The sequence below is a fragment of the Streptomyces coeruleorubidus genome, from assembly GCF_028885415.1.
In the GTDB taxonomy this organism is placed as follows: domain Bacteria; phylum Actinomycetota; class Actinomycetes; order Streptomycetales; family Streptomycetaceae; genus Streptomyces; species Streptomyces coeruleorubidus_A.
This window is the reverse complement of the sequence record NZ_CP118527.1, coordinates 5,848,305-5,874,661: the sequence shown is the minus strand read 5'-3', so window position 1 is coordinate 5,874,661 and position 26,357 is coordinate 5,848,305. Positions and strand designations below refer to the sequence as shown.

Annotated in this window: 26 protein-coding genes, 3 tRNA genes and 2 pseudogenes; 10 read left to right on the top strand and 21 right to left on the bottom strand. The window is 70.9% G+C overall.

The window, feature by feature from the left end; all coding sequences use genetic code 11:
- Positions 1-197 precede the first annotated feature (197 nt).
- A complete protein-coding gene (locus tag PV963_RS27440) occupies positions 198-1,424 on the top strand; it encodes a pyridoxal phosphate-dependent aminotransferase (protein WP_274818414.1) in 1,227 nt (408 codons plus the stop codon).
- A gap of 131 nt (positions 1,425-1,555) precedes the next feature.
- On the top strand, positions 1,556-2,587 hold the full coding sequence (locus tag PV963_RS27435; protein ID WP_274818413.1) for an adenosine deaminase: 1,032 nt from the start codon (positions 1,556-1,558) through the stop codon (positions 2,585-2,587).
- Between the two features lie 270 nt (positions 2,588-2,857).
- On the opposite strand, the gene PV963_RS27430 is transcribed toward PV963_RS27435, so the two are convergent.
- Positions 2,858-3,448: a TetR/AcrR family transcriptional regulator gene (locus tag PV963_RS27430; protein ID WP_274818411.1), complete on the bottom strand. Its 591-nt coding sequence runs from the start codon at positions 3,446-3,448 to the stop codon at positions 2,858-2,860.
- 105 nt (positions 3,449-3,553) lie between these two features.
- On the opposite strand from PV963_RS27430, the gene PV963_RS27425 reads away from it, so the two are divergent.
- The gene (locus tag PV963_RS27425; RefSeq protein WP_274818410.1) at positions 3,554-4,186 is read left to right on the top strand and encodes an NAD(P)-dependent oxidoreductase; all 633 of its coding nucleotides are present in this window, start codon (positions 3,554-3,556) and stop codon (positions 4,184-4,186) included.
- Here PV963_RS27425 and PV963_RS27420 read toward each other — a convergent pair.
- From PV963_RS27420 to PV963_RS27380, 9 genes are all read right to left on the bottom strand, one after another.
- On the bottom strand, positions 4,183-5,238 hold the full coding sequence (locus PV963_RS27420) for a UDP-N-acetylmuramate dehydrogenase (RefSeq protein ID WP_274818408.1): 1,056 nt from the start codon (positions 5,236-5,238) through the stop codon (positions 4,183-4,185). The two genes, PV963_RS27425 and PV963_RS27420, sit on opposite strands and share 4 nt — an antisense overlap.
- A 94-nt stretch (positions 5,239-5,332) precedes the next feature.
- Entirely contained in the window at positions 5,333-5,713 is a 381-nt protein-coding gene (locus PV963_RS27415) for a DUF3291 domain-containing protein (protein ID WP_274818406.1), read from the bottom strand.
- Positions 5,714-5,810: 97 nt separating this feature from the next.
- The gene (locus tag PV963_RS27410) at positions 5,811-7,247 is read right to left on the bottom strand and encodes an MFS transporter (protein ID WP_274818404.1); all 1,437 of its coding nucleotides are present in this window, start codon (positions 7,245-7,247) and stop codon (positions 5,811-5,813) included.
- Positions 7,248-7,336: 89 nt separating this feature from the next.
- The gene (locus PV963_RS27405) at positions 7,337-7,891 is read right to left on the bottom strand and encodes a TetR/AcrR family transcriptional regulator (protein WP_274818403.1); all 555 of its coding nucleotides are present in this window, start codon (positions 7,889-7,891) and stop codon (positions 7,337-7,339) included.
- A gap of 117 nt (positions 7,892-8,008) precedes the next feature.
- Entirely contained in the window at positions 8,009-8,437 is a 429-nt protein-coding gene (locus PV963_RS27400) for a MaoC family dehydratase (protein WP_274822129.1), read from the bottom strand.
- Between the two features lie 8 nt (positions 8,438-8,445).
- The gene (locus PV963_RS27395; protein ID WP_274818401.1) at positions 8,446-8,898 is read right to left on the bottom strand and encodes a MaoC family dehydratase N-terminal domain-containing protein; all 453 of its coding nucleotides are present in this window, start codon (positions 8,896-8,898) and stop codon (positions 8,446-8,448) included.
- A gap of 100 nt (positions 8,899-8,998) precedes the next feature.
- Positions 8,999-9,163 (bottom strand): 50S ribosomal protein L33, encoded by a 165-nt coding sequence (rpmG, locus tag PV963_RS27390; RefSeq protein WP_003948671.1) that lies wholly within the window; start codon positions 9,161-9,163, stop codon positions 8,999-9,001.
- 88 nt (positions 9,164-9,251) lie between these two features.
- A tRNA-Met gene (locus PV963_RS27385) sits at positions 9,252-9,324 on the bottom strand.
- A 46-nt stretch (positions 9,325-9,370) separates the two neighbouring features.
- Positions 9,371-9,443: transfer RNA gene (locus tag PV963_RS27380), tRNA-Thr, on the bottom strand.
- A 237-nt stretch (positions 9,444-9,680) separates the two neighbouring features.
- On the opposite strand from PV963_RS27380, the gene PV963_RS27375 reads away from it, so the two are divergent.
- Together PV963_RS27375 and PV963_RS27370 are read left to right on the top strand one after the other, a co-directional pair.
- Complete coding sequence (locus PV963_RS27375) at positions 9,681-10,937, top strand: amidohydrolase family protein (protein WP_274818399.1); 1,257 nt, start codon at positions 9,681-9,683, stop codon at positions 10,935-10,937.
- A 78-nt stretch (positions 10,938-11,015) separates the two neighbouring features.
- Positions 11,016-11,672 carry an NAD(P)H-binding protein gene (locus tag PV963_RS27370; RefSeq protein WP_274818397.1) on the top strand — a complete coding sequence of 219 codons (657 nt, stop codon included), beginning with the start codon at positions 11,016-11,018 and terminating at the stop codon, positions 11,670-11,672.
- 19 nt (positions 11,673-11,691) lie between these two features.
- On the opposite strand, the gene PV963_RS27365 is transcribed toward PV963_RS27370, so the two are convergent.
- Together PV963_RS27365 and rox are read right to left on the bottom strand one after the other, a co-directional pair.
- Positions 11,692-11,904, bottom strand: a complete 213-nt coding sequence (locus PV963_RS27365; protein WP_059424760.1) for a hypothetical protein — start codon at positions 11,902-11,904, stop codon at positions 11,692-11,694.
- Positions 11,905-12,179: 275 nt separating this feature from the next.
- Positions 12,180-13,610 carry a rifampin monooxygenase gene (rox, locus tag PV963_RS27360; protein WP_274822128.1) on the bottom strand — a complete coding sequence of 477 codons (1,431 nt, stop codon included), beginning with the start codon at positions 13,608-13,610 and terminating at the stop codon, positions 12,180-12,182.
- A gap of 273 nt (positions 13,611-13,883) precedes the next feature.
- Here rox and PV963_RS27355 point away from each other — a divergent pair, with 273 nt between their 5' ends.
- Positions 13,884-14,273: a hypothetical protein gene (locus PV963_RS27355; RefSeq protein WP_274818395.1), complete on the top strand. Its 390-nt coding sequence runs from the start codon at positions 13,884-13,886 to the stop codon at positions 14,271-14,273.
- 427 nt (positions 14,274-14,700) lie between these two features.
- Complete coding sequence (locus PV963_RS27350; RefSeq protein ID WP_274818393.1) at positions 14,701-14,958, top strand: hypothetical protein; 258 nt, start codon at positions 14,701-14,703, stop codon at positions 14,956-14,958.
- Here the strand turns inward: PV963_RS27350 and PV963_RS27345 are convergent.
- From PV963_RS27345 to PV963_RS27335, 3 genes and pseudogenes are all read right to left on the bottom strand, one after another.
- A complete protein-coding gene (locus PV963_RS27345) occupies positions 14,948-15,640 on the bottom strand; it encodes an ABC transporter permease (RefSeq protein WP_274818391.1) in 693 nt (230 codons plus the stop codon). The two genes, PV963_RS27350 and PV963_RS27345, sit on opposite strands and share 11 nt — an antisense overlap.
- Positions 15,641-15,815: 175 nt before the next feature.
- Positions 15,816-16,489: pseudogene (locus tag PV963_RS27340) on the bottom strand (ABC transporter ATP-binding protein); the annotation flags it as partial.
- Positions 16,414-17,457, bottom strand: a complete 1,044-nt coding sequence (locus PV963_RS27335; RefSeq protein ID WP_274818390.1) for a polyprenyl synthetase family protein — start codon at positions 17,455-17,457, stop codon at positions 16,414-16,416. The pseudogene PV963_RS27340 and the gene PV963_RS27335, both read right to left, overlap by 76 nt.
- A 446-nt stretch (positions 17,458-17,903) precedes the next feature.
- On the opposite strand from PV963_RS27335, the pseudogene PV963_RS44050 reads away from it, so the two are divergent.
- Positions 17,904-18,517: pseudogene (locus PV963_RS44050) on the top strand (HNH endonuclease).
- A 190-nt stretch (positions 18,518-18,707) separates the two neighbouring features.
- Here the strand turns inward: PV963_RS44050 and PV963_RS27325 are convergent.
- Positions 18,708-18,789, bottom strand: a tRNA-Tyr gene (locus tag PV963_RS27325).
- A 222-nt stretch (positions 18,790-19,011) separates the two neighbouring features.
- On the opposite strand from PV963_RS27325, the gene PV963_RS27320 reads away from it, so the two are divergent.
- Positions 19,012-19,500 carry a YajQ family cyclic di-GMP-binding protein gene (locus PV963_RS27320; protein ID WP_274818388.1) on the top strand — a complete coding sequence of 163 codons (489 nt, stop codon included), beginning with the start codon at positions 19,012-19,014 and terminating at the stop codon, positions 19,498-19,500.
- A 250-nt stretch (positions 19,501-19,750) separates the two neighbouring features.
- Here the strand turns inward: PV963_RS27320 and PV963_RS27315 are convergent, their stop codons facing one another.
- Positions 19,751-20,017 carry a GlsB/YeaQ/YmgE family stress response membrane protein gene (locus tag PV963_RS27315; protein ID WP_274818387.1) on the bottom strand — a complete coding sequence of 89 codons (267 nt, stop codon included), beginning with the start codon at positions 20,015-20,017 and terminating at the stop codon, positions 19,751-19,753.
- A 215-nt stretch (positions 20,018-20,232) separates the two neighbouring features.
- Here PV963_RS27315 and PV963_RS27310 point away from each other — a divergent pair, with 215 nt between their 5' ends.
- Complete coding sequence (locus PV963_RS27310) at positions 20,233-21,489, top strand: APC family permease (protein WP_274818385.1); 1,257 nt, start codon at positions 20,233-20,235, stop codon at positions 21,487-21,489.
- A 281-nt stretch (positions 21,490-21,770) separates the two neighbouring features.
- Here the strand turns inward: PV963_RS27310 and PV963_RS27305 are convergent, their stop codons facing one another.
- The 4 genes from PV963_RS27305 to PV963_RS27290 all read right to left on the bottom strand — a co-directional run bounded on the left by PV963_RS27305 (position 21,771) and on the right by PV963_RS27290 (position 26,355).
- Positions 21,771-22,163 (bottom strand): YccF domain-containing protein, encoded by a 393-nt coding sequence (locus tag PV963_RS27305; protein WP_274818383.1) that lies wholly within the window; start codon positions 22,161-22,163, stop codon positions 21,771-21,773.
- Complete coding sequence (htpX, locus tag PV963_RS27300; RefSeq protein WP_274818381.1) at positions 22,160-23,023, bottom strand: zinc metalloprotease HtpX; 864 nt, start codon at positions 23,021-23,023, stop codon at positions 22,160-22,162. The genes PV963_RS27305 and htpX overlap by 4 nt, the downstream gene beginning before the upstream one ends.
- 237 nt (positions 23,024-23,260) lie before the next feature.
- Positions 23,261-24,784, bottom strand: coding sequence for an NADH-quinone oxidoreductase subunit N (locus PV963_RS27295; protein ID WP_274818380.1), 1,524 nt, complete (start codon positions 24,782-24,784; stop codon positions 23,261-23,263).
- Entirely contained in the window at positions 24,781-26,355 is a 1,575-nt protein-coding gene (locus tag PV963_RS27290; RefSeq protein WP_274818378.1) for a complex I subunit 4 family protein, read from the bottom strand. The genes PV963_RS27295 and PV963_RS27290 overlap by 4 nt, the downstream gene beginning before the upstream one ends.
- Positions 26,356-26,357: the final 2 nt, after the last annotated feature.

Genomic DNA, 26,357 nt, shown 5'->3' with positions numbered 1-26,357 from the left:
GTCGAACAGAAAGGGCTCCGGGAAGGCCTCGTTGGCGGAAGATCGCCTGCGGAGCGGGATGCGGACGGCCGGGCTCCGACTGAAGATCGCCCAGGCCGTGCGGCCGATCCGGACTGTTGTTCAGGGGTTTGCCCGGCGTTGTTCAGTCTGTGAAACCCACGTGCCACGCACGTTTCCGGTCTGAAACGATGGGGCCCATGAGCGCTGCAACCCCTCCCACCGAGCGCCGGGTCTCCGCCCGAGTCGGCGCGATCTCCGAGTCCGCCACCCTCGCCGTGGACGCCAAGGCCAAGGCCCTCAAGGCCGCCGGGCGGCCGGTGATCGGCTTCGGCGCAGGTGAACCCGACTTCCCGACCCCGGACTACATCGTCGAGGCCGCGATCGAGGCCTGCAAGAACCCGAAGTTCCACCGCTACACGCCGGCCGGCGGCCTGCCCGAGCTGAAGGCCGCCATCGCCGCGAAGACGCTGCGCGACTCCGGCTACGAGGTCGACGCGTCGCAGATCCTCGTCACCAACGGTGGCAAGCAGGCCATCTACGAGGCTTTCGCCGCGATCCTCGACCCGGGCGACGAGGTCATCGTGCCCGCGCCGTACTGGACGACGTACCCCGAGTCGATCCGGCTGGCCGGGGGTGTCCCGGTGGAGGTCGTCGCCGACGAGACCACCGGCTACCGGGTGACCGTCGAGCAGCTGGAGGCGGCGCGTACGGAGAAGACGAAGGTCGTCCTGTTCGTCTCGCCGTCGAACCCGACCGGCGCGGTCTACAGCGAGCAGGAGACCGAGGCCATCGGCCACTGGGCCGTCGAGCACGGTCTGTGGGTGCTGACCGACGAGATCTACGAGCACCTGGTCTACGGCGACGCCTCCGCCGTGTCGCTGCCGGCGGTGCTGCCCGAGCTGCGCGACAAGTGCATCGTGGTGAACGGTGTCGCGAAGACGTACGCGATGACCGGCTGGCGGGTCGGGTGGGTCATCGGCCCGAAGGACGTGGTCAAGGCCGCGACGAACCTCCAGTCGCACGCCACGTCGAACGTGTCCAACGTCGCCCAGGCCGCCGCGCTGGCCGCCGTCTCCGGTGACCTGGTCGCCGTGGCGAAGATGCGCGAGGCGTTCGACCGGCGTCGCAAGACCATCGTGCGGATGCTGAACGAGATCGACGGTGTGGTGTGCCCGGAGCCGGAGGGCGCGTTCTACGCGTACCCGTCGGTGAAGGCGCTGGTCGGCAAGGAGATCCGGGGCCGGCGGCCCAAGGACACGGTGGAGCTGGCCGCGCTGATCCTGGAGGAGGCCGAGGTCGCGGTGGTGCCGGGTGAGGCGTTCGGTACGCCCGGGTATCTGCGGCTGTCGTACGCGCTGGGTGACGAGGATCTCGTCGAGGGTGTGAGCCGGATGCAGAAGTTGCTGGCGGAGGCCAGGGACTGACGTCCGCTTCGTCGGCCTCCCGGCCTGGGGCACATACCGAATTCGGTATGTGCCCCATTTGTTTGTGCGAGCAAGACCACGAAAGAGGAAACAGCTTTCGGGACGGCCGGGGCGTACGGCAGGATCCTGGAATGGAGCGTGTACGTGATGTCTCTGAGCTGCCGAAAGCCCATCTGCACCTGCACTTCACCGGGTCGATGCGGCCCACGACCGTGCTGGAACTGGCCGACAAGCACGGGGTGCGCCTGCCCGACGCGCTGACCGAGGCGCTGGTCGGCGGGGAGCCGCCGAGACTGCGGGCGACGGACGAGCGGGGCTGGTTCCGCTTTCAGCGGCTGTACGACGCGGCGCGCTCGTGTCTGCGGGAGCCGGAGGACATCCAGCGGCTGGTGCGGGAAGCCGCGGAGGAGGATCTGCGGGACGGCTCGGGGTGGCTGGAGATCCAGGTCGATCCGATGTCGTACGCGCCGCGGCTGGGCGGGTTGATCCCGGCGCTGGAGGTCATCCTGGACGCGGTGGAGACGACGTCGCGGGAGACCGGGCTCGGTATGCGGGTGCTGGTCGCGGCGAACCGGATGAAGCACCCGTTGGACGCGCGCACCCTGGCGCGGCTGGCTGTGCGGTACGCGGACCGGGGGGTCGTCGGGTTCGGGCTGTCGAACGACGAGCGACGGGGCATGGCGCGGGACTTCGACCGGGCGTTCGCGATCGCGCGGGAGGCCGGGCTGCTGTCGGCGCCGCACGGGGGTGAGCTGGCGGGTGCCTCGTCGGTGCGGGACTGTCTGGACGACCTGGGGGCGGACCGGGTGGGGCACGGCGTGCGGGCGGCGGAGAATCCGCGACTTCTTCGGCAACTGGCCGAGCGGGGTGTGACGTGCGAGGTGTGTCCGGCTTCGAACGTGGCGCTGGGGGTGTACGAGAAGCCGGAGGACGTGCCGCTGCGGACGTTGTTCGAGGCGGGTGTCCCGATGGCGCTGGGCGCGGACGATCCCCTGCTGTTCGGCTCCCGCCTGGCGGCGCAGTACGAGATCGCGCGGCGGCATCACGGGTTCACGGACGAGGAACTGGCGGAGGTGGCGCGGCAGTCGGTGAGGGGGTCGGCGGCGCCGGAGGACGTGAAGACGAAGCTGCTGGCCGGGGTGGACGACTGGTTGCTGTCGTAGCGCCCACCGGGGTGGTGGTGGGTCGGGGACGTGTCGGGGGTGTCCGTCCTCGGAACGGCGCGATGGGCTCGGACACCGACTCACCGTCCGTTGACGCGCCAACCGCTGCGGGCGCCCCCCAGGCCGCCGCGCTGTGGGCCGGCGGTCCCGCCTGGCTGCGGGCAGTCGTGCCGCTGGGGCGGCACGGGTGGGCGCAGCGGCACCCCGCAGCGCCGGGCTGCGGACCCACCCCGCCCCAGCCACAACGCCGAGCACCTGGAAGTGCGCCGGTCAGTCGGTGATGCCTGCCAGCAGCGTGCGGGCCAGCCTCGCGGCGAACGTGTCCACGGAGGGCCGGCCTTCCGCCGTCGCGTCGTACGCGAACGCCCGCTGCGCACACGCCCCCATCAGCAGCGAGGCCGCCGCGAAGGTGTCCGCATCCGCCCTGATCCGCCCGGCGTCCTGTTCCGCCCGCAGATACGCGGCCAACCCCTCGATCGGCAGATGCGGCCCCTTCCCCATCTCCCGCATCGCCTCGTCATGCCGCCGCTTCAACTGGGTCTCGGCATACAGCGACGCCGCGATCGGGAAGCTCTGCTCGTAGAACAGGGCAGCCTGCCGGGCGATCTCCGTGAGGTTCGCCTCCAGCGCACCCCGGCCCGGCTCGGCGGCCAGCTCGTGCAGCAGCGGTGCCATCTGTGGCAGCCGTTCCGCGAGGACGCGGATGAACAGTTCCTCCTTGCTCGAGAAGTGCTTGTACAGCGCGGCCTCGGAGCAACCGGCGGCCCGGGCGATCTCCTTCGTCGTGGCACGGGCGAGTCCGACGGTCAGCATCAACTGGTGCGCGGCGTCCAGGACGCGCTCCCTGGCCGGTGGCTGCATGGCTGCTTCCTCAGGCGCTTGACGGGTGGGTGAGTACTTACTCACCCTAGGGGAGGCAGTGGAGGTGAGTAAGCACTCACCCGCCTATCGACAGGGGAGGTTCGCATGAAGCTGACCGTTTTCGGTGCCACCGGCGGCGTCGGGCAGGAGATCGTGCGGCAGGCACTGGGGGCGGGTCACCAGGTCACGGCCGTCGTACGCGATCCCGCCCGGCTGACCGTGACCGGCCCGGGACTGGACGTCTTCCGCGCGGACCTGGCCGATGCGGAGGCGGTGCGTCCGGCGGTGGCCGGGCGGGATGCCGTGCTGTCGGGGCTCGGTGCCCGCAGCCGGGGGCACGCCGGAGACGCGACCCGGCTGACGCGCACGGTGCTGGGCGCCATGGAGGCGGAGGAGGTTCGGCGGCTGCTGGCGATCAGCGCCGCCCCGATCGGGCCCGTGCCCGAGGGCGACGGGGCGCTCGACCGTGTCGCACGCGGCGTCGTCTCCGGGATCTTCAAGGACGTCTACGCCGACCTGCGCACGATGGAGGCGGAGATCGCCCGCAGTTCCACCGACTGGACCGTGGTGCGGCCACCGAGGCTGCTGAACCGGCCGGTCAGCGGGGTGTACCGGGCGGTCGTCGGGGGGACCCCGCCGAAGGGCCGCTCTCTGGGACGCGCCGACGTGGCACACGCGATGCTGGGCATGGTCGACGACGCGGCCACCGTGAAGCAGGGCGTGGGGCTCGCCTACTAGAGGCTGACCCCGACCGTCACCGGCTCGTTGACCAGCGTGATCCCGAAGGCCTCGCGGACGCCGGCCACGACCTCGCGGGCCAGGGCGAGCAGGTCCTCCGTGGTCGCGGTGCCCCGGTTGGTGAGGGCCAGGGTGTGCTTCGTGGAGATGCGGGCCGGTCCGTCGCCGTAGCCCTTGGTGAAGCCGGCCTTGTCGATCAGCCAGGCCGCGGAGGTCTTGGTGTGGCCCTCCCCCGCGGGGTACGCGGGCGGCTCCACGCCCTCGCCGAGGCGCTCACGCACACGCGCGCGGAACGTGGCGAAGTCGGCGTCCGTGAGGATCGGGTTCGTGAAGAAGGAGCCGGCCGACCAGGTGTCGTGGTCCTCGGGGTCCAGGACCATGCCCTTGCCGGCGCGCAGCTTGAGCACGGTGTCACGGGCCGAGGCGAGCGGGACCCGGTCGCCCGGTCCGACGCCGAGGGCGCGGGCCGTCTCGGCGTACCTGAGGGGGGCGGAGAGGCCGTGGGCGTCCTCCAGGGAGAAGCGGACGCGCAGGACCACGTAGCGCTCCGGGTGGGATTTGAAGCGGCTGTGGCGGTAGGAGAAGGCGCAGTCCTCGTTGGCCAGGGTGACCGTCTCGCCGGTCCGGCGGTCGTAGGCGACGACCTCGGTGATCGTCGAGGAGACCTCCTGGCCGTACGCCCCGACGTTCTGGATGGGGGTAGCGCCCGCCGAGCCGGGGATGCCGGCCAGGCACTCGATGCCGGCCAGGCCCGCCTCCACCGTGCGGGCGACGGCGTCGGTCCACACCTCGCCGGCGGCCAGCTCCAGCCGCGTGCCGTCGAGGGAGTAGCCCTTGGTGGCGATGACGAGGGCGGTGCCCTCGAAGCCCTTGTCACCGATGACCAGGTTCGACCCGCCTCCGATGAGCAGCAGCGGGGTGCCCGCCTCGTCGGCTTCGCGTACGACGGCGATCACCTCGTCGTCCGTCGTCGCGGTGACCAGCCGGGTCGCGGGGCCGCCCAGCCGGAAGGTGGTCAGCGGGGCGAGGGGGGCGTCGTGGAGTTCCTGCACGGGCTCAAGAGTACGAGACGGCACTGACGGGCTCCGGCACGCGTGTGTGCGGCCCCGTCCGGGAGAGGAGGGCCGCACGCGCGCGTGGTGTCGTTCAGGACAGGCGACGCAGCGCCTCGGACCAGGAGAGCGGGAGGTCGTCGCTCCTCGCCTGCCATGTGGTGAAGGTCGCGTCCGCCATCTGCGGGGCCAGGCCCCGGGCGGCAGGCCTGTGGGCGCCCGAGCGGGTGAAGTCGTCGAGCGCTGCCTTCGACTCCCACGCGGACAGCGTCCAGAAGGTCCGCCGCAACGGCTCCGCTTTCAGGGTCGCTCCGTAGACGCCGGGGCTGCGGCGCACCTGCCGCCAGACTGCGGGCGTACCGGCGAGGAACTTGAGCGCTCCCCACAGGGTGCGGGTCTCGAACCGGGAGGCGAAAACGTACACCTCGGTGTCGCGGGGCGGGGTGTTCGGGACGGTCCAGGGAAGGGTGGGCATGACCGCTCCTCCTTCGGGTCGTCGTCGGGGTCGTTCCGGTCGTCAGGTAGACCGGGCTTCGGATCTGCTGGGTGTCGGGGTCCTTCCGGTCTCGGGATCAGTGGGCAGCCGTCTCCAGCACGGGTGCCGGTTCGGCCGGGGCGGCCTGTCGCTCGGCGCGTCGCCGGGTCGGGATCAGCAGGGCCGCGACGCCCGCGAGGGCGACCAGCGCGGAGCCCGTCACCAGCGCGGGGCGCATGCCGTCGACGAAGGTCTGGCCGGTCTCGTACCCGCCCTGCGCCGCGAAGATCGACGCCATGACGGCGATGCCGAGCGCTCCGCCCACCTCGCGCAGGGCGTTGTTGGCGCCGGAAGCGATGCCCTGCTCCTGGGGCCGGACGCTGGACATCACCAGGTGCGAGGCGGGGGCGAAGAACAGGGCCATGCCGATGCCGCTGACGATCAGGGCGGGCAGCTGGGCGGCGTAGGAGGCGTCCACCGTGGCCACCACCGACGTGTAGCCCAGGCCCAGGGCCTGGAGGAACAGGCCCGCGGCGACGACCGGGCGGCCGCCGACGCGGTCGGCGAGGATGCCGGCGATCGGGGCGACCAGCATCGGCATGCCGGTCCAGGGCAGCATCCTGAGGCCCGCCTCGGTGGGCGAGTAGCCGAGGACGCCCTGCATGTACTGGCTGAGGAGGAAGATCGAGCCGAACATGCCGAGGAACATCAGCAGGCTCGCCGCGTTGATGCCGGAGAAGGCCCGGGAGCGGAAGAGCCGCATCGGGAGCATGGGGTTCTCGGCGCGCGTGCTGTAGAGGACGAACCCGGCGAGCAGCGCGGAGCCCGCGAACAGGCCCGTCAGGACCAGCGAGCCGGTCCAGCCGTCGACGGGTCCGCGGACCAGGCCGTAGACGATGCCGAAGAAGCCGCCGCTGGCGAGCAGGGTGCCGGGGACGTCGAGCGGGGCGCCGGTGCCGTGGGACTCGGCGAGACGCAGCCGGGCGAGCGGCAGCAGGGCCAGACCGAGCGGGACGTTCAGCCAGAAGATCCACTGCCAGGAGATGTGTTCGGTGAGGGTGCCGCCGACCAGCGGCCCGGAGGCGACGGCGAGCCCGTTGACGGCTCCCCAGATGCCGTACGCCATGCCCCGCTTGGCGGCGGGCACGGCCGCGGTGAGCAGGGTGAGCGTCAGCGGCATCATCACCGCCGCGCCGACGCCCTGGACGGCGCGGGCGGCGATGAGGGAGTCGATGCCGGGCGCCATGGCCGCGGCGGCGGAGGCGCCGGTGAAGACGGTGAGCCCGGCGATGAAGAGCCGGCGGCGGCCGAACCGGTCGCCGAGGGCCGCGCCGAACATCAGCAGGACCGCGAAGGTGAGCGTGTAGGCGCTCACCGTCCATTCCAGGTCGTGCAGGCCCCCGCCGAGGTCCTCGCGGATGGAGGGCAGGGCGGTGGTGACGACGAGGTTGTCGAGAGCCGCCATGAATCCGGCGACGCTGGTGATGACGAGGGCCCAGGCGGCCCCTCCGCGACGTGCGGTCTGCTGTGACATCGCTCCCCCAGAGATGTTTCTCCGATTGGTTAGTTATTGATTACTAACTTTCGCGAACATGAAAAGGCGCAGCACCCTGGCCCTTGTCGTCAGTTGCTGGGCGCGGACGGGTTCAGCCCCGCCCAGACCCGATGGTCGGCCGGGAAGCCCATGGCCACCAGGCAGTTGATGAGCATTCCCTGCGCGATGAAGGTCGTCGTCTTGTCGACGTCGGCCCCCAGCGGCAGGTGGACGGTGTCCCACAGCCGCATCCAGCCGGCGCGCACGGCCTCGCCGAACTCGTGATCCCCCTCCTCTTCGGCGGCCGCCACGGCGAGGTACATCTGCATCTGCATCATCAGCCGGTCGGGCTGTTCGGAGATGGTCTCGACGTACGCACCACCCATGGCATGGAGAGCCTCGTCACCCTCGAGTCCCTCGGCAGCCTCCGCGAACGTCCGGATGGTGTCCTCGACACACCGCTCCGCCGCCGCCAGGAAGATCGCCTTCTTGCCCGGGAAGAGCCGGAAGAGATAGGGCTGCGAGACGCCGACCCGCCGGGCGATCGCCTCGGTCGACGTGCCGTGGTAGCCGCCGCGCGCGAACTCGGTCGTCGCCGCGCGGATGACGCTCTCGCGCCTCTCCTCTGCACTCATCCTGACCATGCAAGAAAGTTAGTACTCAATCACTAACTACGTCAAGCGGGTGCCGCTGCTCGCATACGAGTAAGGGGCACCCCACAATGGAGAGCGCCCCTTACCTGACATCTGCCGTCCGCCGTCTCAGGCCAGCCGCACGACCGCACGCGACATGCCCAGCACCTTCTGCCCGGCGCTCGTCGCCGTCAGGTCCACGCGGACGGTGTTGTCGTCGAGCTTGGCCGCGACCTTGCCGCCGACCTCGATCACGGCGCCCCGGTCGTCGTTCGGGACGACGACGGGCTTGGTGAAGCGGACGCCGTACTCGACGACCGCGCCCGGGTCGCCGACCCAGTCGGTGACGACGCGGATCGCCTCGGCCATGGTGAACATGCCGTGCGCGATGACGTCCGGCAGGCCGACCTCCTTGGCGAACTTCTCGTTCCAGTGGATCGGGTTGAAGTCACCGGAGGCGCCCGCGTACCGGACGAGGGTCGCCCGGGTCACGGGGAAGGTCTGCGCGGGCAGTTCCGTGCCGACCTCGACGTCGGAGTAGGAGATCTTCGCCGTCATGGGATCGCTCACGCCTCCTCGGCCGCGCGGGCCACGAGCTTGGTCCAGGCGGTCACGACGTGCTCGCCGGCCTCGTCGTGGACCTCGCCGCGGATGTCCAGGATGTCGTTGCCCGCCAGGGACTTGATCGCCTCGATGGTGGAGGTGACCGTGAGCCGGTCGCCGGCGCGGACCGGGCGGCGGTAGGCGAACTTCTGGTCGCCGTGCACCACGCGGCTGTAGTCCAGGCCGAGCCGGGGATCCTGGACGACCTGTCCGGCGGCCTTGAAGGTGATCGAGAAGACGAAGGTCGGCGGTGCGATCACATCGGGGTGGCCGAGCGCCTTGGCGGCCTCCGCGTCCGTGTACGCCGGGTTGGTGTCCCCGACCGCCTCGGCGAACTCACGGATCTTCTCCCGGCCCACCTCGTAGGGCTCGGTGGGCGGGTACGTCCGCCCCACGAAGGACTGGTCGAGCGCCATGGCCCGGCACCTCCTGGTTGCGCTACTGAACGGTACGGGTCACTCAACGACGCGAGGCCGCCCCCGATCACTCGGGAACGGCCTCGCGTACGAGCCTGATTTATCGCGTTTCGCGGTGCGCGGTGTGCGCGTTGCAACGCGGGCAGTGCTTCTTCATCTCAAGACGGTCCGGGTTGTTACGCCGGTTCTTCTTGGTGATGTAGTTCCGCTCCTTGCACTCCACGCAGGCCAGCGTGATCTTCGGGCGGACGTCGGTGGCAGCCACGTGAGTGCTCCTAAGACGAACGGATGGACTGTTTAACGCAAGAAGAGTAGCCGATCGAAGGACCGACCCCACAATCGGCTACTGTCAGTAGCGGTGACCGGACTTGAACCGGTGACACAGCGATTATGAGCCGCTTGCTCTACCGACTGAGCTACACCGCTTTGATGTGGTCGGGCCCCGCCTCGCGACGGGAACCGTTCACACCAGAGCCCCAAAACGGAATCGAACCGTTGACCTTCTCCTTACCATGGAGACGCTCTGCCGACTGAGCTATTGGGGCGAGCGATGAAGACATTACACGCTCCGCCGCCGTTCGCCCAAATCCGTTTCGGGTACCCCGCCCGGGACGCGCGCACCGTCCTCCCGGCAGCCTCGTGCGTGCCTAGCGTTCCGTACGACGGGCCACGCCGGTACGACTATTGCGCTCCTCCCCGCGACGGGCGGGAGGCCGTCCTAGGCTCGACTCACTCTGAGTGATCATGCGTCCTCGCGTGCGCAGCCGAGCCCCAGGAGCGCGATGCCCGACAGCCAGCCGCAGCCACCGCCCCCGTCGTCCTCGCCGGGTCCGGCCGACCCGTCGTCGCTGCTGCTGTGCGGGGCGCGGCTCACCGACGGCCGGACCGTGGACGTACGGCTGGGCGGCGGGCGTATCGAGGCGGTCGGCACGGCCGGCAGCCTGGCGGCGGGCGGCACGCGCGCGTGCGGGGCGCGAGTGGATCTCGGCGGCTACCTGCTGCTGCCGGCCCCGGCCGAGCCGCACGCCCACGCCGACACGGCGTTGTCGGCCGACGCCCAGGGCCCGGTCTCGTACGAGCCCCAGGACGTCCAGCGCCGGGCGACCGAGGCCGCGCTGCTCCAGCTCGGGCACGGGGCGACGGCGGTGCGGGCCCACGTGCGCGTGGGGGACGTCCAGGGGCTGGGCGCGCTGGCGGCCGTGTTGCAGGCGCGGCGGGCGCTGCGGGGGCTGGCCGAGCTGACGACGGTGGCGATGCCCCGGGTGCTGACCGGGGTGGCCGGGGCGGACGGGCTGGCGGTGCTGCGGGACGCGGTGAAGATGGGCGCCTCGGTGGTGGGCGGCCGGCCGGATCTCGACCCGGATCCGGCGGGGTACGTGGAGGCGGTCCTGGAGGTGGCCTCCGAGCACGGCTGTCCCGTCGACCTGCACACGGACGCCGGGGATCCGGCGCGGCTGGCCCGGCTCGCGGCGATGGCGGGCGGGCTGCGTCCCGGGGTGACCCTCAGCCCGTGCGGCGATCTCGGCCGGCTGCCCTCCGAGGTGGCCTCGCGGACGGCGGACCAACTGGCGGCGGCCGGGGTGACGGTGGTGTGCCTGCCGCAGGGCGGCTGCGGTGGCGTGGACCGGCGGGGGGCGGCTCCGGTGCGGCTGCTGCGGGCGGCCGGGGTGCGGGTGGCCGCCGGGAGCGGGGCGCTGCGGGACGTGTCGAACCCCGTGGGGCGCGGCGACCCGCTGGAGGCGGCCTTCCTGCTGGCCTCGCGCTACGGCCTCTCGCCCGAGGAGGCGTACGACACGGTGAGCTCCTCGGCGCGGGCCGTGCTGGGACTGCCGGAGGTGCGGGTGGAGGCGGGTTTCCCGGCCGAGTTGCTCGCGGTGCGCGGGGACCGGCTGGCGGGGGCGCTCTCGCTGGCGTACAGCCGGGTGGTGGTGCACCGGGGGCGCGTGGTGGCGCGGACCAGCGCGGTGCGGGAGTTCTGCAGTTCGGCGGCTTCGGCGGAGCTGGGGCTGCCGCGGCAGGGGCGGGGGCAGTTGTCGTAGGGCGCGGGGCGGGTGGGGCGTCGGGGCGTGGCTGAAGTCGTGCGGCGGACGGTGCTGTCCGGGCGTACGGTCGAAGGCATGCGTACTGTCATCGCTGGTGGTCATGGTCAGATCGCGCTGCGGCTCGAGCGGCTGCTCGCCGCGCGCGGAGACGAGGTCGCGGGGATCATCCGCAAGGCCGAACAAGCCGACGATCTGCGGGAGGCCGGTGCCGAACCGGTCGTGCTCGACCTGGAGTCGGCGTCCGTGGACGAGGTCGCGGGGCGGCTCAGGGGTGCCGACGCGGCGGTGTTCGCGGCGGGCGCGGGCCCGGGCAGCGGGGCGGCCCGCAAGGACACGGTGGACAAGGCCGCGGCGGTTCTCTTCGCGGACGCGGCGGTGAAGGCGGGCGTGCGGCGCTTCGTGATCGTGTCGTCCATGGGCGCCGATCCGCAGCACCAGGGCGACGAGATCTTCGACGTGTACCTGCGCGCCAAGGGCGAGGCGGACGCGTACGTGCGCGGTCTGGACGCCCTGAACTGGACGATTCTGCGCCCCGGTCAGCTCACCGACGACGCCGGCACCGGCCTGGTACGCCTGGAGGCGCACACGGGCCGCGGGCCGATTCCGCGCGACGACGTGGCCGCCGTGCTGGCGGAGCTGGTGGACACCCCCGCGACGGCCGGTCTCACTCTGGAGCTGATCAGCGGGCCGGCTCCGGTGTCCGTGGCGGTGAAGGCGGTGGCGGGGAACTGACGGTGCCGGGGAACCGTTCCTAGAACAAAGGCAGTTGGCCCGGGAAGTCGGGGACCGCGTAGCCGTCCAGGGAGGGCTGTTCCGGGCCGAGCCGGGCCTGGCGGCGGGAGCCCGGGCATGAGGTGAGCTCGCCGTGTTCCCGGGCGCCGGGCGGGTCGTGGCGCGCGTACCGCCCGGCGACGACGGCGATCTCGCGACGGCACTCGGGGCAGGTTCTGCGACGGGAGGACATGGGGCCAGTGTGCCGCGCGGGCGACTCGCGTACGCCTGTCCCCCACTCCGTGGTTCCACGCCCCCGTGGTCTCCTCCCTGCGCCCACTGGCCCAGGTCGTCGAGATCGGCGCAGCCGGGACCACCCGGGTCGAGCTGGAGCCGCGGCCCGGCGTGCAGGTGTCCACGTCGGAGAAGGCGTACGCCCGTCGACGCCGCTCCGCGTCGTGGCGACCAGCGACCAGCGACCAGCGACGACGTTGCTGCGAGAAGCCCCGCCGGTCGCGCCGGACCCGCTCAGCCGGTTGTCGCCGCGCCGAACCACCGCGGCAGCCGGTCGAGCAGTTCCCGCTGGTCCTCGCCGACCCACGCCACGTGGCCGTCCGGCCGCAGCAGCACCCCGGGGACGTCCAGTTCCTCGCTGACGTCGACGACGTGGTCGACCCGGTCCGCCCAGCCCGCCACCGACAGCCGGCCGGTCTGGTCGAGCAGCAGTCCGCGGCCCCCGCGCATCAGCTCGTAGAGGCGACCCCGCTTCAGCGTCACGTCCCGCAGGCGCCGGCCGAGGAGTTGGTGGCCCTCGCCGAAGTCGTAGCGGACCGAGATCGCGGTGATCTTCTCGATCAGGTACCGGTTCACCTCCTCGAAGTCCATCAGTTCCTCGACCAGCCGGCGCACGGCCCTCGGCCCCGGCTCGGAGCTCAGCAGCTCGGTCTGCGCGCGGGTGTTGTCCAGCACGGCGGCGGCCACCGGGCGCCGTTCGGTGTGGTAGCTGTCCAGCAGCCCCTCCGGTGCCCAGCCGCGCACTTCGGCGGCCAGCTTCCAGCCGAGGTTGAACGCGTCCTGGATGCCGAGGTTGAGCCCCTGCCCGCCGGTCGGCGGATGGATGTGCGCGGCGTCGCCGGCGAGCAGCACCCGGCCGACGCGGTAGCGCTCGGCCAGCCGGGTGGCGTCGCCGAAGCGGGACAGCCAGCGCGGCGAGTGCACGCCGAAGTCGGTGCCGGCGAAGTGCCGCAGCCGCTGCTTGAACTCCTCCAGGGTCGGCGGCACCGTCCGGTCCTCCGTCACCCCCTCGGCAGGCACGATGACGCGGTACCGCCCGTCCCCGAGGGGCATGGTCCCGAACCGCCACTGCGTCTTGCGGACTTCGGCCACCGCGGCCGCCAGCTCCTCCGGCGGCACGCCCACCTCCATCTCGCCCAGCAGCGTCTCGATCCTGGCGGGTTCGCCGGGGAAGCCCACGCCGAGCAGCTTGCGCACGGTGCTGCGGCCGCCGTCGCAGGCCACGAGGTAGCGCGAGCGCAGCCGCGTGCCGTCGGCCAGCTCCGCGGTCACACCGTCGTCGTCCTGGCTCAGTCCCACCAGCTCGCAGCCGCGCCGGATCTCGGCGCCGAGCTCGGCGGCGTGCTCGGTCAGCAGGCGCTCGGTGACGCTCTGCGGGATGCCGAGCACGTATGAATGCGCGGTGTCCATCCGGGCGGGCCACGTCTTGCCGATCCCGGCGAAGAACCCGCCCGTCTCGTACTTCCGGCCGAGCGGCAGGAACCGCTCCAGCAGTCCGCGCTGGTCCATCAGCTCGATGCTGCGCACATGGATGCCGAGCGCGCGGGACTGCCCGGTCGGTTCGGCCAGCTTCTCCAGCACGACCACGCGCACCCCGTGCAACCGCAGCTCGCCGGCCAGCATCATCCCGGTCGGTCCCCCGCCGACCACGATCACGTCCAACACCACAGCCCCCAATTTCCGCGATTTCGGCTTCGGCCGGTGATTCTGCGGGGCGAAGAGGGCCTTGCCGCAAGGCCCCCCTCGCGCTATAAGTTGAGAGTGGCAAGGAGAGATGATCTCCTTGCCTTTTCCATTTCCCTCCTTTCCCATTTCCTTCTTTCCTTCTTTCCTTCTTTCTTGCTTTCTTGCTTTCTTGCTTTCTGCAACCTGCCTGTCTTTCCGCGTGAGCGGGCGCTCCCTTCGCATCGGCGCATCAGGTCCCAGATGATCGTCCCCATGGGATCTCATGTCTCCGAGGTGGCACTTCCGCCTCTTTTCTGCCCTCTGGAATCCGCCCTTCACCCGCGTGTCCGGCAGATCGAGAAACGCGCCGTGGAGTGGATCGGCAGCAGCGGTATGTGCGCCCCCGAAGAGGAAAAGGCCTGGGTCGTCGCCACACACAGCACCGATTTCTACGGCCGGTTCGCCCCGGTCGCCGACGACGACCGGCTGCTGGCGACGGCCCTGTGGGTGTACTGGGGTTTCGGCTTCGACGACGCATGCTGCGACCAGGGACCGCTCAGCACGCGCCCGGCGCAGTTCAACGCAACGGCCTGCCAGGTGCAACGGCGTGCGAGACCGATACGGCGACCAAAGAGCGGGACCTCCCGCTGCACCACGCGGTAGAGGTCGCGAACGGGCTGCGGGACCGCGTACTGCTGCGGTTCCTCGAGCTCCACGACCGTGTCCGCTCGACGGCCGGCCTGGAACTCGCCACCTACCTCCAGGGGCTGCGATACGGCATCACGGTTGACGACGGCGACCACCTCGGCCGCCGCGTCGCCGCAGGAGTTCTCCGGAGAGGAGTACGCGGTGTCGTCCCGGGGAGGCTGGAGGTATCTTTTTCAGTGCACACCGTACTCATATTTATTCCCGCTGTCGTGCTCAGCCGTTCGTTCGGGGAAACACGGCATTGAACACGGAATTTCTCGGACCGCTTCGGATGACCTTGGTGACTAGGCTGGGATGCGCTCATTCACTCCTTCCCCGCTCTTCCTTTCCTTTCTCTTCCGGAGGTTTATCATGGCGCTGCCGGGTTCGCCGCATCGCCGTAGTGTCGCTTGCCGCGCTGGCTCTCACCACCGTCGTCAACCCCGGCGCCGACGAATTCGGCGGCGGTCAAGGCGGCCACGGCGGCCACCACGACGGGCCGCTGCACTTCGGCCCGTTTGAGTTCCCCCGGTACGGCTCCGTTTCGGGCGGCTTCTCCTGGGGTGTGCGGGACTGCCGGCAGTTGCTCGCGTCGAGGGCCGTCACCGGCCGGGGACGGCCCTCGGTCATGTGCGGGTCCGGCCGGTTGTTCAGCGCTTGAGCGTGGTCGCGCTGACGACGAGGACCAGGACCACGCACGCCAGGATGAGCAGCGCGTCGCGGACGAACAGTCCGGTGATCCCGGTGTGCGTGGCGGCCTCGCCGGCGGCCTGGACGGCGTACGTCATCGGCATGACCTTGGCGACGGCCGACAGGGCGCCGTGCATCTCCTCGCGCGGCACGAACAGGCCGCACACCAGGAACTGGGGCAGCACCCCGGCGGGCAGGAACTGCACCGCCTGGAACTCGTTGCGCGCAAAGGCGCTCACCAGCAGCCCCAGCGCAAGTCCCAGCAGCGCGCCGAGCATGGCGATGACCATCAGCAGATGGGCGGGGCCCTTGATGTCCAGGCCGAGCGGGCCGCTGGACAGCAGGGTGGAGGGCACCGCCTGCAGCAGTGCCAGGAAGGCGAACGCGAGGCTGTAGCCCAGCACGATGTCCAGCCGCTGCACGGGCATCGTCGGCAGTCTCTCGGCGGTGCCGGTGGTGCGTTCCCGCAACGACGACACGGACGCCACCAGGTACATCACGATGACCGGGAAGATGCCGAAGACCTGGGGCCCGACCCGCTCGAAGGTGGCCTCGGAGTCATGGAACATCAGCTTCAGCAGCACCATGAGCATGCACGGGATGGCCAGCAGCAGTGCGGTACTGCCCTTGTCCCGGGAGATCTGCTGGAGCACCCGGACCGCGGTCGCGCCCGTGATGGTGGGCGAGCACGGCAGCCGCTCGGCCACTCGGACGCCGCTCACCGCACCGTGTCCGCGGCGAAGTAGGCCCGTTCCGCCTCCGGTGCGCCGGCCTGGTCGAGGAGCCCCGGCAGAGCGGCAGCAGGCTCTTCTCCGCGGCCCGCCGTCGCGCGCGTTCCTCGGCGTCGGACGCGGCCTGCACCAGATGCATGAACGCCTCTTCCACGTCGTCGCAGCCGGTGTGCTCCAGCAGCGTGCCCCGGTCGGCTCCGGCCAGCAGCCGTCCGGACCGCATCAGCAGCAGCCGGTCACAGCGGTCGGCCTCGTCCATCAGATGGCTGGACACCAGCAGCGTGGTGCCCTCCTCGGCCAGCCGCTGGAACACCAGCCACAGCTCCCGGCGCACCATGGGATCCAGGCCGACGGTCGGCTCGTCCATCACGAGCAGGTCGGGCTTGTTCAGCAGCGCGACGGCCAGCGACACCCGCGATTACTGCCCGCCCGACAGACGGGCGACCAGCTTGTCGGCGTAGGAGGCCAGATCGCCTCCTTCACCACCCGGACGACCGCGTCCTCCCGGTGCCAGCCCCGCATACCGAGGGCGGCGAAGTAGCGCAGGTTCTCCAGCACCGTCAGGTCCGCGTTGACCGACGGTGCCTGGGTGACGTAGCCGACGCGGGTCCTCAACTGCGGGGCGCCGGCCGCGTGTCCGAGGACCTGGACGTGGCCCGCCAGCGTGGACGGGGACAGGACTCGTGTGGACGGGGTCAGGACTCGCGGAGGGTCATCGCCCAGGCGATGTCGTGAAGTTGCCGGTAGGCGTCGGGGGTGGGCTGCGCCCACGACAGAGCCCGCAGCGCGGCCGACACCTGGCGGCGGGCCTCCTGCTCGGCGGCCTGGCGGCCACCGGCCTCCTCGACCAGCTCGCGCGCCAGGGCGACGTCCTGCTCGTCAAGGGGGCGCGTGGAGGCGTACAGCGCGCCAAGCCGTTCGGCCGCCGCGCCCTCCCCGCTCAGCGCCGCCACGACGGGCAGCGACTTCTTCCGTGCCGCGAGGTCGGCCCCCACCGGCTTGCCGCTGCGCGCGGTCCGGCCCCAGATGCCCAGGACGTCGTCGGCGCACTGGAAGGCCACGCCCAGTCGCCGACCGAACTCCCGCAGCCCGCGGACCCGTTCGCTGTCCGCTCCGGCCAGTACGCCGCCCAGGGCGCACGAACACCCCATCAGCGACCCCGTCTTGCCCTCCGCCATGGCGAGGTACTGGGCCACCGACACCTCCGGCGCCTTCTCGAACGCCACATCGCGGCTCTGTCCCTCGACCAGCTCCAGAAGGGCCGTGACCAGCTCCTTCACCGCTTCGGCAGCCTGCCTCCGGGGTACGTCCGCCAGCGCCCGCAGCGCCGACACCAGCAGGGCATCGCCGGTCAGCACCGCCGCCGGGGTGCCGAACACCGACCAGGCGGCAGGCCGGTGCCGACGCAGGGCGTCGCCGTCGATGACGTCGTCGTGCAGCAGGGAGAAGTCGTGCACCAACTCCACCGCAACCGCGCCCGGTACGGCGAGTTCCGCACTGCCCCCGACCGCCGCCGCGGACAGCAGCACCAGGGCCGGGCGGACCGACTTGCCCTTCCGGGACACCGTCGCCATCGGTGTGCCGTCGGCCTCACACCAGCCGCGGTGGTACCCGGCCACCCGGCTCTCGGCCGTCGGCAGTGCGGCGACGGCCGAGCGGAGGGCGGGATTCAGTAGGTCGTCAACCCAACCCAGGCGAGGAAACGTGCCGCCCGGAGCCGAGTCGGTGATCTGCGACATGCACTGCTCCTCAAGACTGCGAAAGGGGATCCCGTTCGGCATCGCTGCCTGGTCACGCACCCGCCTCAGTCAAGCGGTGGCCCCACACCCTGGCGAAGCAGCAGCGCACCGCCCGCGGAAAGATCACTTGGCCGGACCAGCCCTACTACGGTGCACCTAGCCGACAATCGGGCCATGCCACCGACGGGTTGGGGGGGGCGACAGCCGTGGTCAAACCGCTGTACGCGCGTGCCGGGACCGGCCGCTACTGCCGCCGCCGTCAACCTCAGGCTGACGCTCGGCACCAGCGGCATCGTTTCTGCATACGGCCGCCGGGTGATCCCCGCACCGTCCCTCGCGTCCCACCGGCCCGGTCGGCAGCCGTTCACTCAATGCTGCTGGGCCTGATCGTTTCCCTGGCACGCGCCTGTGCTGCCGCCCTGCTGGGCACCGCCTGAACCTTCGCCCTGTCCTGCCCGGCCCACGCCGCGAGCCCGGCCCACGCCGCGAAATCGCTGCCGCTGGACCAAGCCGTCGCCGCCCTGCCCCGGGCCGCCGAGTCCCGGGACGGCTACGAGCGCACCAGCTTCACGTACTGGAACGCCGACGCCCATCCCGACGACAGGTGCGACACCCGCGACGAGGTGCTGATCGCCGAGGCGATCGAGGCACCGGCCACCGGCCCGGACTGGAAGCTGAAGGGCGGCACCTGGTCGTCCTAAGACGACGGCCTCCAGATCACCTCCGCCGCGGCCATGGACGTCGACCACATGGTGCCGCTGCCCGAGGCCTGGGACTCCGGCGCCTCCCAGTGGACGGCCGCCGCGAGGCCTACGCCAACGACCTCGCCGACCCACGCACCCTGGTGTCCGTGTCCGCCGCGGCGCACCGGAGCAAGGCCGACCAGGATCCCGACCAGTGGCTGCCGACCAACACCAAGGCCACGTGCCGCTACGTCATCGAATGGACGGCCGTGAAACTCCGCTGGAGCCTCACCGCGGACACCGAGGAACGCGAGTTCCTGGCCCGTCTCGCCGAGGCTTGCCCGGACGCGGTCGTCACCTACACACCGGCGCCGTAGCCAGGGTGTCCGGCCGGTGTCTCACCTGAGTCCCGGCTGGTGCCCCGGCACCGGCACGCGTCGTCCTGGTCCGTGAGACACGTCACCCTGCCCGGGGCGGCTCCCGGACTGGCATCACATACGAGCCACCACATACGAAAGACCCCCTCTCAACTGCGTCTCCGCAGTTGAGAGGGGGTCTTCCCCAGTGTGGCGGCGCCAGGATTCGAACCTGGGAAGGCTGAGCCGGCAGATTTACAGTCTGCTCCCTTTGGCCGCTCGGGCACACCGCCGGGGTTACTGCCCGTCGAACCGCCTTCTTCGGCGGTGCTCCGTGGCAACGACGTAAACAATACCTGATGTGGAGGGGTGCTTCGCCACCCGATTGATCGGCGCCCGGAGGGCGGGGGGTGGCTAGGCTTGTCCGGATGCGGCCCGGGATCTGAACAGACCCGGCGGCCGCCCACGTACGCCGGTACGCACGATACGCACCCCGATACAAGGAGCCACAGGACATGGCCGACTCCAGTTTCGACATCGTCTCGAAGGTCGAGCGGCAGGAGGTCGACAACGCACTCAACCAGGCCGCCAAGGAGATCTCGCAGCGCTACGACTTCAAGGGCGTGGGTGCCTCGATCTCGTGGTCCGGCGAGAACATCCTCATGGAGGCGAACTCCGAGGACCGGGTGAAGGCTGTCCTCGACGTCTTCCAGTCCAAGCTGATCAAGCGTGGCATCTCGCTGAAGGCTCTGGACGCGGGCGAGCCCCAGCTCTCGGGCAAGGAATACAAGATCTTCGCGTCGATCAAGGAGGGCATCTCCCAGGAGAACGCGAAGAAGGTGGCGAAGATCATCCGCGACGAAGGCCCGAAGGGCGTGAAGGCGCAGGTGCAGGGCGAGGAGCTGCGGGTGAGCTCCAAGAGCCGTGACGATCTTCAGGCCGTCATCGCCCTGCTGAAGGGCAAGGACTTCGACTTCGCCGTGCAGTTCGTGAACTACCGGTAGGTCCGGTCGGGTCCTCGGGCTTCCGGTCTGCACGGGCGGGCTCCCGGTCTGCATGGTTACGAGAAGGGTGGGCCCCTGCCGGGTGCCCACCCTTCTCGCCTGCTGGCTGCGGTCCATGGGGCGTGCCGGGCACGGGCCGTGTGGTGGCGCGTGCCGGCCGCGGGCGGTGGGTGGCGCCTGCCGACCGCGGGCGGTGGGTGCATACCGGTCGTGGCCGTGGGCGCATACCGGCCGTGGGCCGTGGGTGCGGTCAGTTGCGTGAGTTGCCGAACAGGAGGCGGTAGGCGATCAGGAGGACGAGCGATCCGCCGATCGCCGCGGCCCAGGTCGTGCCGTCGTAGAAGTCCTTGGTGATCGGGTGGTCCATCCAGCGGGCCGATATCCAGCCGCCGATGAACGCGCCCGCGATGCCGATCAGGGTCGTACCGATGAGGCCGCCCGGGTCGCGCCCCGGCAGCAGGAACTTCGCGATGGCTCCGGCCAACAGTCCCAGGATGATCCAGCTGATGATGGTCATGCCGTGAACCTGCCCTTTCACGCTGTGCCCGCACTGTTCCGGCCATGTGATCTTGCTCCCGGCAGGCCGTTGCTCGTGCGTTGTGCGTTGTGCGTTATGCGTCGTACGCCGGGCGTACCGCGTGCATCGTCCTTGCCGCGCGCGTTCACGCCGTCTTGGTCGGGAGGACGCCCTGGCGGTGCCTGCCGGTTGCGCTGATCAGTAAGGTGCGACGCATGTCAGCCTCCGCTTCCGAACTCCGCCGCACCCTCGGCGTCGGGGACGCCGTCGTCGTCGGACTCGGCTCGATGGTGGGAGCCGGGATCTTCGCCGCGCTCGCGCCCGCGGCGCACGCGGCCGGCTCCGGGCTGCTCCTGGGGCTCGCCGTCGCCGCCGTGGTCGCGTACTGCAACGCCATGTCGTCCGCGCGCCTCGCCGCCCTGTATCCGGCCTCGGGCGGTACGTACGTGTACGGGCGTGAGCGGCTCGGGGAGTTCTGGGGGTATCTCGCGGGCTGGTCGTTCGTGGTCGGGAAGACGGCCTCCTGTGCGGCGATGGCGCTCACCGTGGGCACGTACGTCTGGCCGGGGCAGGCGCACGCGGTGGCGGTCGCGGCCGTGGTGGCGCTGACCGCGGTGAACTACGGCGGTGTGCAGAAGTCCGCGTGGCTGACGCGGGTGATCGTGGCGGTGGTCCTGGCTGTCCTCGCCGCCGTGGTGGTCGGGTGTCTGGTGTCGGGCGAGGCCGATGCCGGGCGGCTGGACATCGGGGCCTCGGACGGTGCGGGCGGTGTGCTTCAGGCGGCTGGTCTGCTGTTCTTCGCGTTCGCCGGGTACGCCCGGATCGCGACCCTCGGTGAGGAGGTACGGGACCCGGCGCGCACCATTCCGCGCGCGATCCCGCTGGCGCTGGGCATCGCGCTGGTGGTGTACGCGGGTGTGGCGGTGGCTGTCCTTTCGGTGCTGGGGTCGGATGGTCTCGGGGACGCGGCGGCGCCGCTGGCCGACGCGGCGCGGGCGGCCGGGATGCCCTGGCTCGTGCCGGTGGTGCGGATCGGTGCGGCCGTGGCCGCGCTGGGGTCGCTCCTCGCCCTGATCCTGGGCGTCTCGCGGACGACGCTGGCCATGGCCCGGGACCGGCATCTGCCGGGCGCGCTGGCGGCCGTGCATCCGCGCTTCCAGGTGCCGCACCGGGCGGAGCTGGCCGTGGGCGCGGTGGTCGCGGTCCTGGCCGCCACGGTGGATGTCCGGGGCGCGATCGGGTTCTCCTCCTTCGGGGTGCTGGCGTACTACGCCGTGGCCAACGCGTCGGCCTGGACGCTGGATTCGGCGCCGGCGGCACGGGTGGTGCCGGTGGTCGGGTTGGTCGGGTGTGCGGTACTGGCGTTCGCGCTGCCGGGTGTTTCGGTGGTCGTGGGCGCGGGTGTGCTGGTGGTGGGGGCGGTTGCGTACGGCGTGCGGCGGGTGGTGCGGGCGGGGGCGGGGAGGGCGTAGAGCTGCCCTCTTTGCCGTGGTCGGGGGCCTTTTGCTGCGGTCCCGGTTATTGGCTGCTGCCAGAGCCCGCTCGGTTGCTGTCGGTCAAGGGCCTTCATCGGGTCGGCCCGCTCGGGATGTGAAGTCCAACTGCGGCGGCGTGCGTTGTGAGACTTGGCCGTCGCTCGGGTCGGCAACTGCTCGATCGCGGTCATGGGTTCATGATGCAGGCCGCCACCGACAGCCGGGCGGGGCTGTGGATAACCCGTGACCTGTGGAAACCAGGCGGTGTGGCCCCGCCGTCAGCGCACCGCGAACGGCTCGTTCGTCCGGACGATGTCGCGGCCCAGCGGGAGCAGCGAAACGGGGATGAGCTTGAAGTTGGCGACGCCGAGCGGGATGCCGATGATCGTGACGCACAGCGCGATGCCGGTGACGATGTGGCCGAGGGCCAGCCACCAGCCCGCGAGTACCAGCCACAGCACGTTGCCGACGCAGGACGGCGCGCCCGCGTCGCGGCGCTCGACCGTCGCGTACCCGAAGGGCCACAGGGCGTAGACGCCTATGCGGAAGGCCGCGATGCCGAACGGGATGCCGATGATGGTGATACAGAGGAGCAGGCCCGCGGCCATGTAGGCGAGGAAGAGCCAGAAGCCGCTCAGGACGAGCCATATGACGTTCAGGACGGTCTTCACTGGTTCCCACCTGCCATCTTCTCGAGCCGGGCGATGCGGTCCGCCATCGGCGGATGTGTGGAGAACATCTTCGAGAGCCCCTGGCCGGGCCGGAACGGGTTCGCGATCATCATGTGGCTGGCGGTCTCGAGGCGCGGCTCGGGCGGCAGCGGGAGCTGCTTGGTGCCCAGTTCGAGCTTGCGCAGAGCGCTGGCCAGGGCGAGCGGGTCGCCGGTGAGCTGGGCGCCGGAGGCGTCCGCCTGGTATTCCCGGGAGCGGCTGATGGCCAGTTGGATGACGGAGGCGGCCAGCGGGCCCAGGATCATGATCAGCAGCATGCCGAGCAGGCCGGGGCCGTCGTCGTCGTCCGAGCGCCCGATCGGGATCAGCCAGGCGAAGTTGACCAGGAACATGATCACGGAGGCGAGGGCGCCGGCGACCGACGAGATGAGGATGTCGCGGTTGTAGACATGGCTGAGCTCGTGGCCGATGACGCCGCGCAGCTCGCGCTCGTCCAGGAGGCGCAGGATGCCTTCGGTGCAGCACACGGCGGCGTTGCGTGGATTGCGGCCCGTGGCGAAGGCGTTGGGCGCCTCCGTCGGGGAGATGTACAGGCGCGGCATGGGCTGGCGCGCCTGTGTCGAGATCTCGCGGACCATGCGGTAGAGCCCGGGGGCCTCGAACTCGCTCACCGGGCGGGCGCGCATCGCGCGGAGGGCCAGCTTGTCGCTGTTCCAGTACGCGTAAGCGTTGGTGGCCAGCGCTACCAGGACGGCGATGACGAGCCCCATGCGGCCGAAGAAGCTGCCGATGACGATGATGAGTGCGGACAGTCCCCCGAGGAGGACTGCTGTCCTGAGCCCGTTGTGCCGGCGGTGCACGGTACGCCCTCCAAGTGGTGCGGCAGGGGACCCTTGCTTGTTTCTGCGGTGCCACTGGTGCCGTGATGTTCACGTCCAGTGGACCTTCCCGTACTGGTCAACGCCAGGCGGGAAGCACTAGTTCCCTTGTGCGCGCGGCGGGGGCTGTGGACCGTCCGGGTGAACGGCGCCGGGAAAGCGGCACGCGCGCGTGGAGGGCCGGGTGCCCCACGCGCGCGTGGCGAATGCGCCTGTTGTTCAGAACAGTGAGGTGTCGGTGAAGCGCAGGACCAGCTGGGGTGCGCCGGACAACACGATGCCGAGGACTCCGGTCAGGGCGATCGCGGCGGTGAGCGGGGCCGGGACGCGGTGCTTCTCGGGTTCGCCCTCGGGGGCGCGGAAGAGCAGGGCCGTCCACTGGAGGTAGTAGAACAGCGCGATGACGACGTTGACGGCCATGATCACGGCCAGCCAGCCGAGGCCGGCGTCGACGGCCGCCGAGAAGACGGTGACCTTGGCGAAGAGGCCGATGATGCCCGGCGGCAGCCCGGCGAGGCAGAGCAGGAAAAACGCCAGGAGCAGCGCGGACAGCGGGCTCGACGCGTACAGGCCGCGGTAGTCGGAGACGCGGTTGAGGGACTTCGACCGGCCGACGAGGGCGGCCACGGCGAAGGCGCCGAGGTTCACGGCGCCGTACATCAGGGCGTAGGCGACCGTGGAGCCGACCGACTTCTCGGCGTCGCCGGAGTACGCGGCGGCCGCGATCGGCACCAGGAGGTAACCGGCCTGGCCGACGGACGACCAGGCGAGCAGGCGTACCGCGCTGTACGCGCGCGTGGCCTGCTGACGGAGGGCTCCGACGTTGCCCACGGTCATGGTGAGCGCGGCCAGGGCCGCCAGGGCCGGGCCCCAGACGTCGGCGTACGACGGGAGGGCCACGACCGTGACGAGGATCAGGCCGCTGAAACCGACCGCCTTGCCGATGACCGACAGGTAGGCGGCGATGGGCAAGGGCGCCCCTACGTAGGTGTCCGGCACCCAGAAGTGGAAGGGCACGGCGGCCGTCTTGAAGGCGAAGCCGATGAGGGTGAGGACGACGCCGGTCTGGGCGAGCGTGTGGAGCTGCCCGTCGACGTTCTGGATGCGGTCGGCGACCTGGGTGAGGTAGAGGGTGCCCGTGGAGGCGTACACGAAGCTGATGCCCATCAGGCTGACCGCGGTCGCGGTGACCGAGGACAGGAAGAACTTCAGGGCCGCTTCGGAGGACTTCCGGTCGCCGTACCTGAGGCCGACCAGCGCGAAGGCGGGCAGGGAGGCGACCTCCAGAGCGACGATCAGGGTCGCCAGGTCGCGGGAGGCGGGCAGGAGGGCGGCGCCGGCCGCGGAGGACAGCAGCAGGAACCAGTACTCCCCCTCGGGAAGCTCCTTGCGGGCGTCCTTCAGGGCGGTGACCGACAGGAGGGCGGCGAGGAGGGCGCCGCCGAGGACCAGGAACTGGATGACCAGGGTGAAGCGGTCGGCCGTGTAGCTGCACACGGTGGCGTCGCCGGTCAGGCAGAAGGTGCTGCGGTCGCCGTCCAGGAGGGGCAGCAGCATCAGCGTGGCGGCGGCCAGGCCGGCCACGGACGTCCAGCCGAGCAGCGTCTTGCGGTTCTCGGCGACGAACAGGTCGGCGACCAGGACGACGAGTCCGACGACCGCCGCGATGGTGGGCGGTGCGATCGCGAGCCAGTCGACGGACTGGACCAGCGACGCGGCCAGGGGCTGGGCCGGGGAGCTCATCGGGTGCCTCCTGCGAGGAGCTGCTGGACGGCCGGGTCGCTCAGGCCGAGGAGGGCCTTGGGCCACAGGCCCGCGACGACGGTGAGGACGACGAGCGGGGCCCAGGCCGCGAACTCGTACGAGCGGACGTCGGTGAGCTTCGGCGCGCCCTGGGGCAGGGCGCCCATGCAGACGCGGCGGACCACGATCAGCAGGTACGCGGCCGTCAGCAGTGTGCCGAACGCGCCGATCGCCATGAAGGTGAGGAACGCGGGACGGCTGAGGCCGGCTGCGGGCTGGAAGGCGCCGAACAGCGCCAGCATCTCGCCCCAGAACCCGGCCAGGCCCGGCAGGCCGAGCGAGGCGACCGCGCCGAAGGCGAGCAGGCCGCCGAGGCGCGGGGCCTTGCCGTAGAGCGCGGCTCCGGTCTCCTCGGCGAGGGTGTCGAGGTCGGTGGTGCCGGTGCGGTCCTTCAGCGCGCCGACCAGGAAGAAGAGCAGGCCGGTGATGAGGCCGTGGGCGATGTTGGCGAACAGGGCGCCGTTCACGCCGGTCGGGGTCATCGTGGCGATGCCGAGCAGGACGAAGCCCATGTGGCCGACGGAGGAGTAGGCGATGAGGCGCTTGAGGTCGCCCTTCGCGCCCTGCTTGGCGAGGGCCAGACAGGCCAGGGATCCGTAGATGATGCCGACGACGGCGAGCGCTGCGAGGTAGGGCGCGAAGGTGCGGAAGCCGTCCGGCGTGATGGGGAGGAGGATCCGGACGAACCCGTACGTACCCATCTTCAACAGGACACCGGCCAGCAGGACCGAGCCGACGGTCGGCGCGGCGGTGTGGGCGTCGGGCAGCCAGCTGTGCAGCGGCCACATCGGCGTCTTGACCGCGAGGCCGATCCCGATCGCCAGAACGGCGATGACCTGCACGGATGTGGTCAGCGACCGGCCGTTGTCAGTGGCGAGTGCCATCATGTCGAACGTGCCCGCCTTGATCCCGATCAGGAGCAGGCCGAGCAGCATGACCACGGAGCCGAGCAGCGTGTAGAGGATGAACCGCCACGCGGCCTGGCTCCGGCCCTCGCCGCCCCAGCGGGCGATGAGGAAGTACATCGGGATGAGGACCATCTCGAAGGCCAGGAAGAACAGCAGCAGGTCGAGGACGGCGAAGGTCGCGAGCGTGCCGGACTCGAGGACGAGCAGCAGCGCGACGAAGGCCTTCGGGGTCGGACCCGCGGGCATCTTGAAGTACGAGTAGAGCGCGCAGAGGAAGGTCAGCAGCGCGGTCAGGACCAGAAGGGGGAGGGAGATGCCGTCGATGCCGAGGTGGATGCGTACGTCGAGTGCGGGGATCCAGCTGATGTCCGTGCTGGCCTGCATCTTCGACGGCTGGTCGTGGTCGAAGCCGAGCGCGAGGACGATCGCCGCGATGAGGACCGCGCCGGTGACGGTGACGCCGTGCCGGAGCACGGCCTGCTCGGGTGACTTCCCCTTCAGCCCGGGCGGGGCCGGCAGGAGAGCCGCGGCCGCGCCGAGGAGCGGCCCGACGACGACGAACGCCAGAAGGAACTGCATCACGGACTCGTTGATATCGATCACGC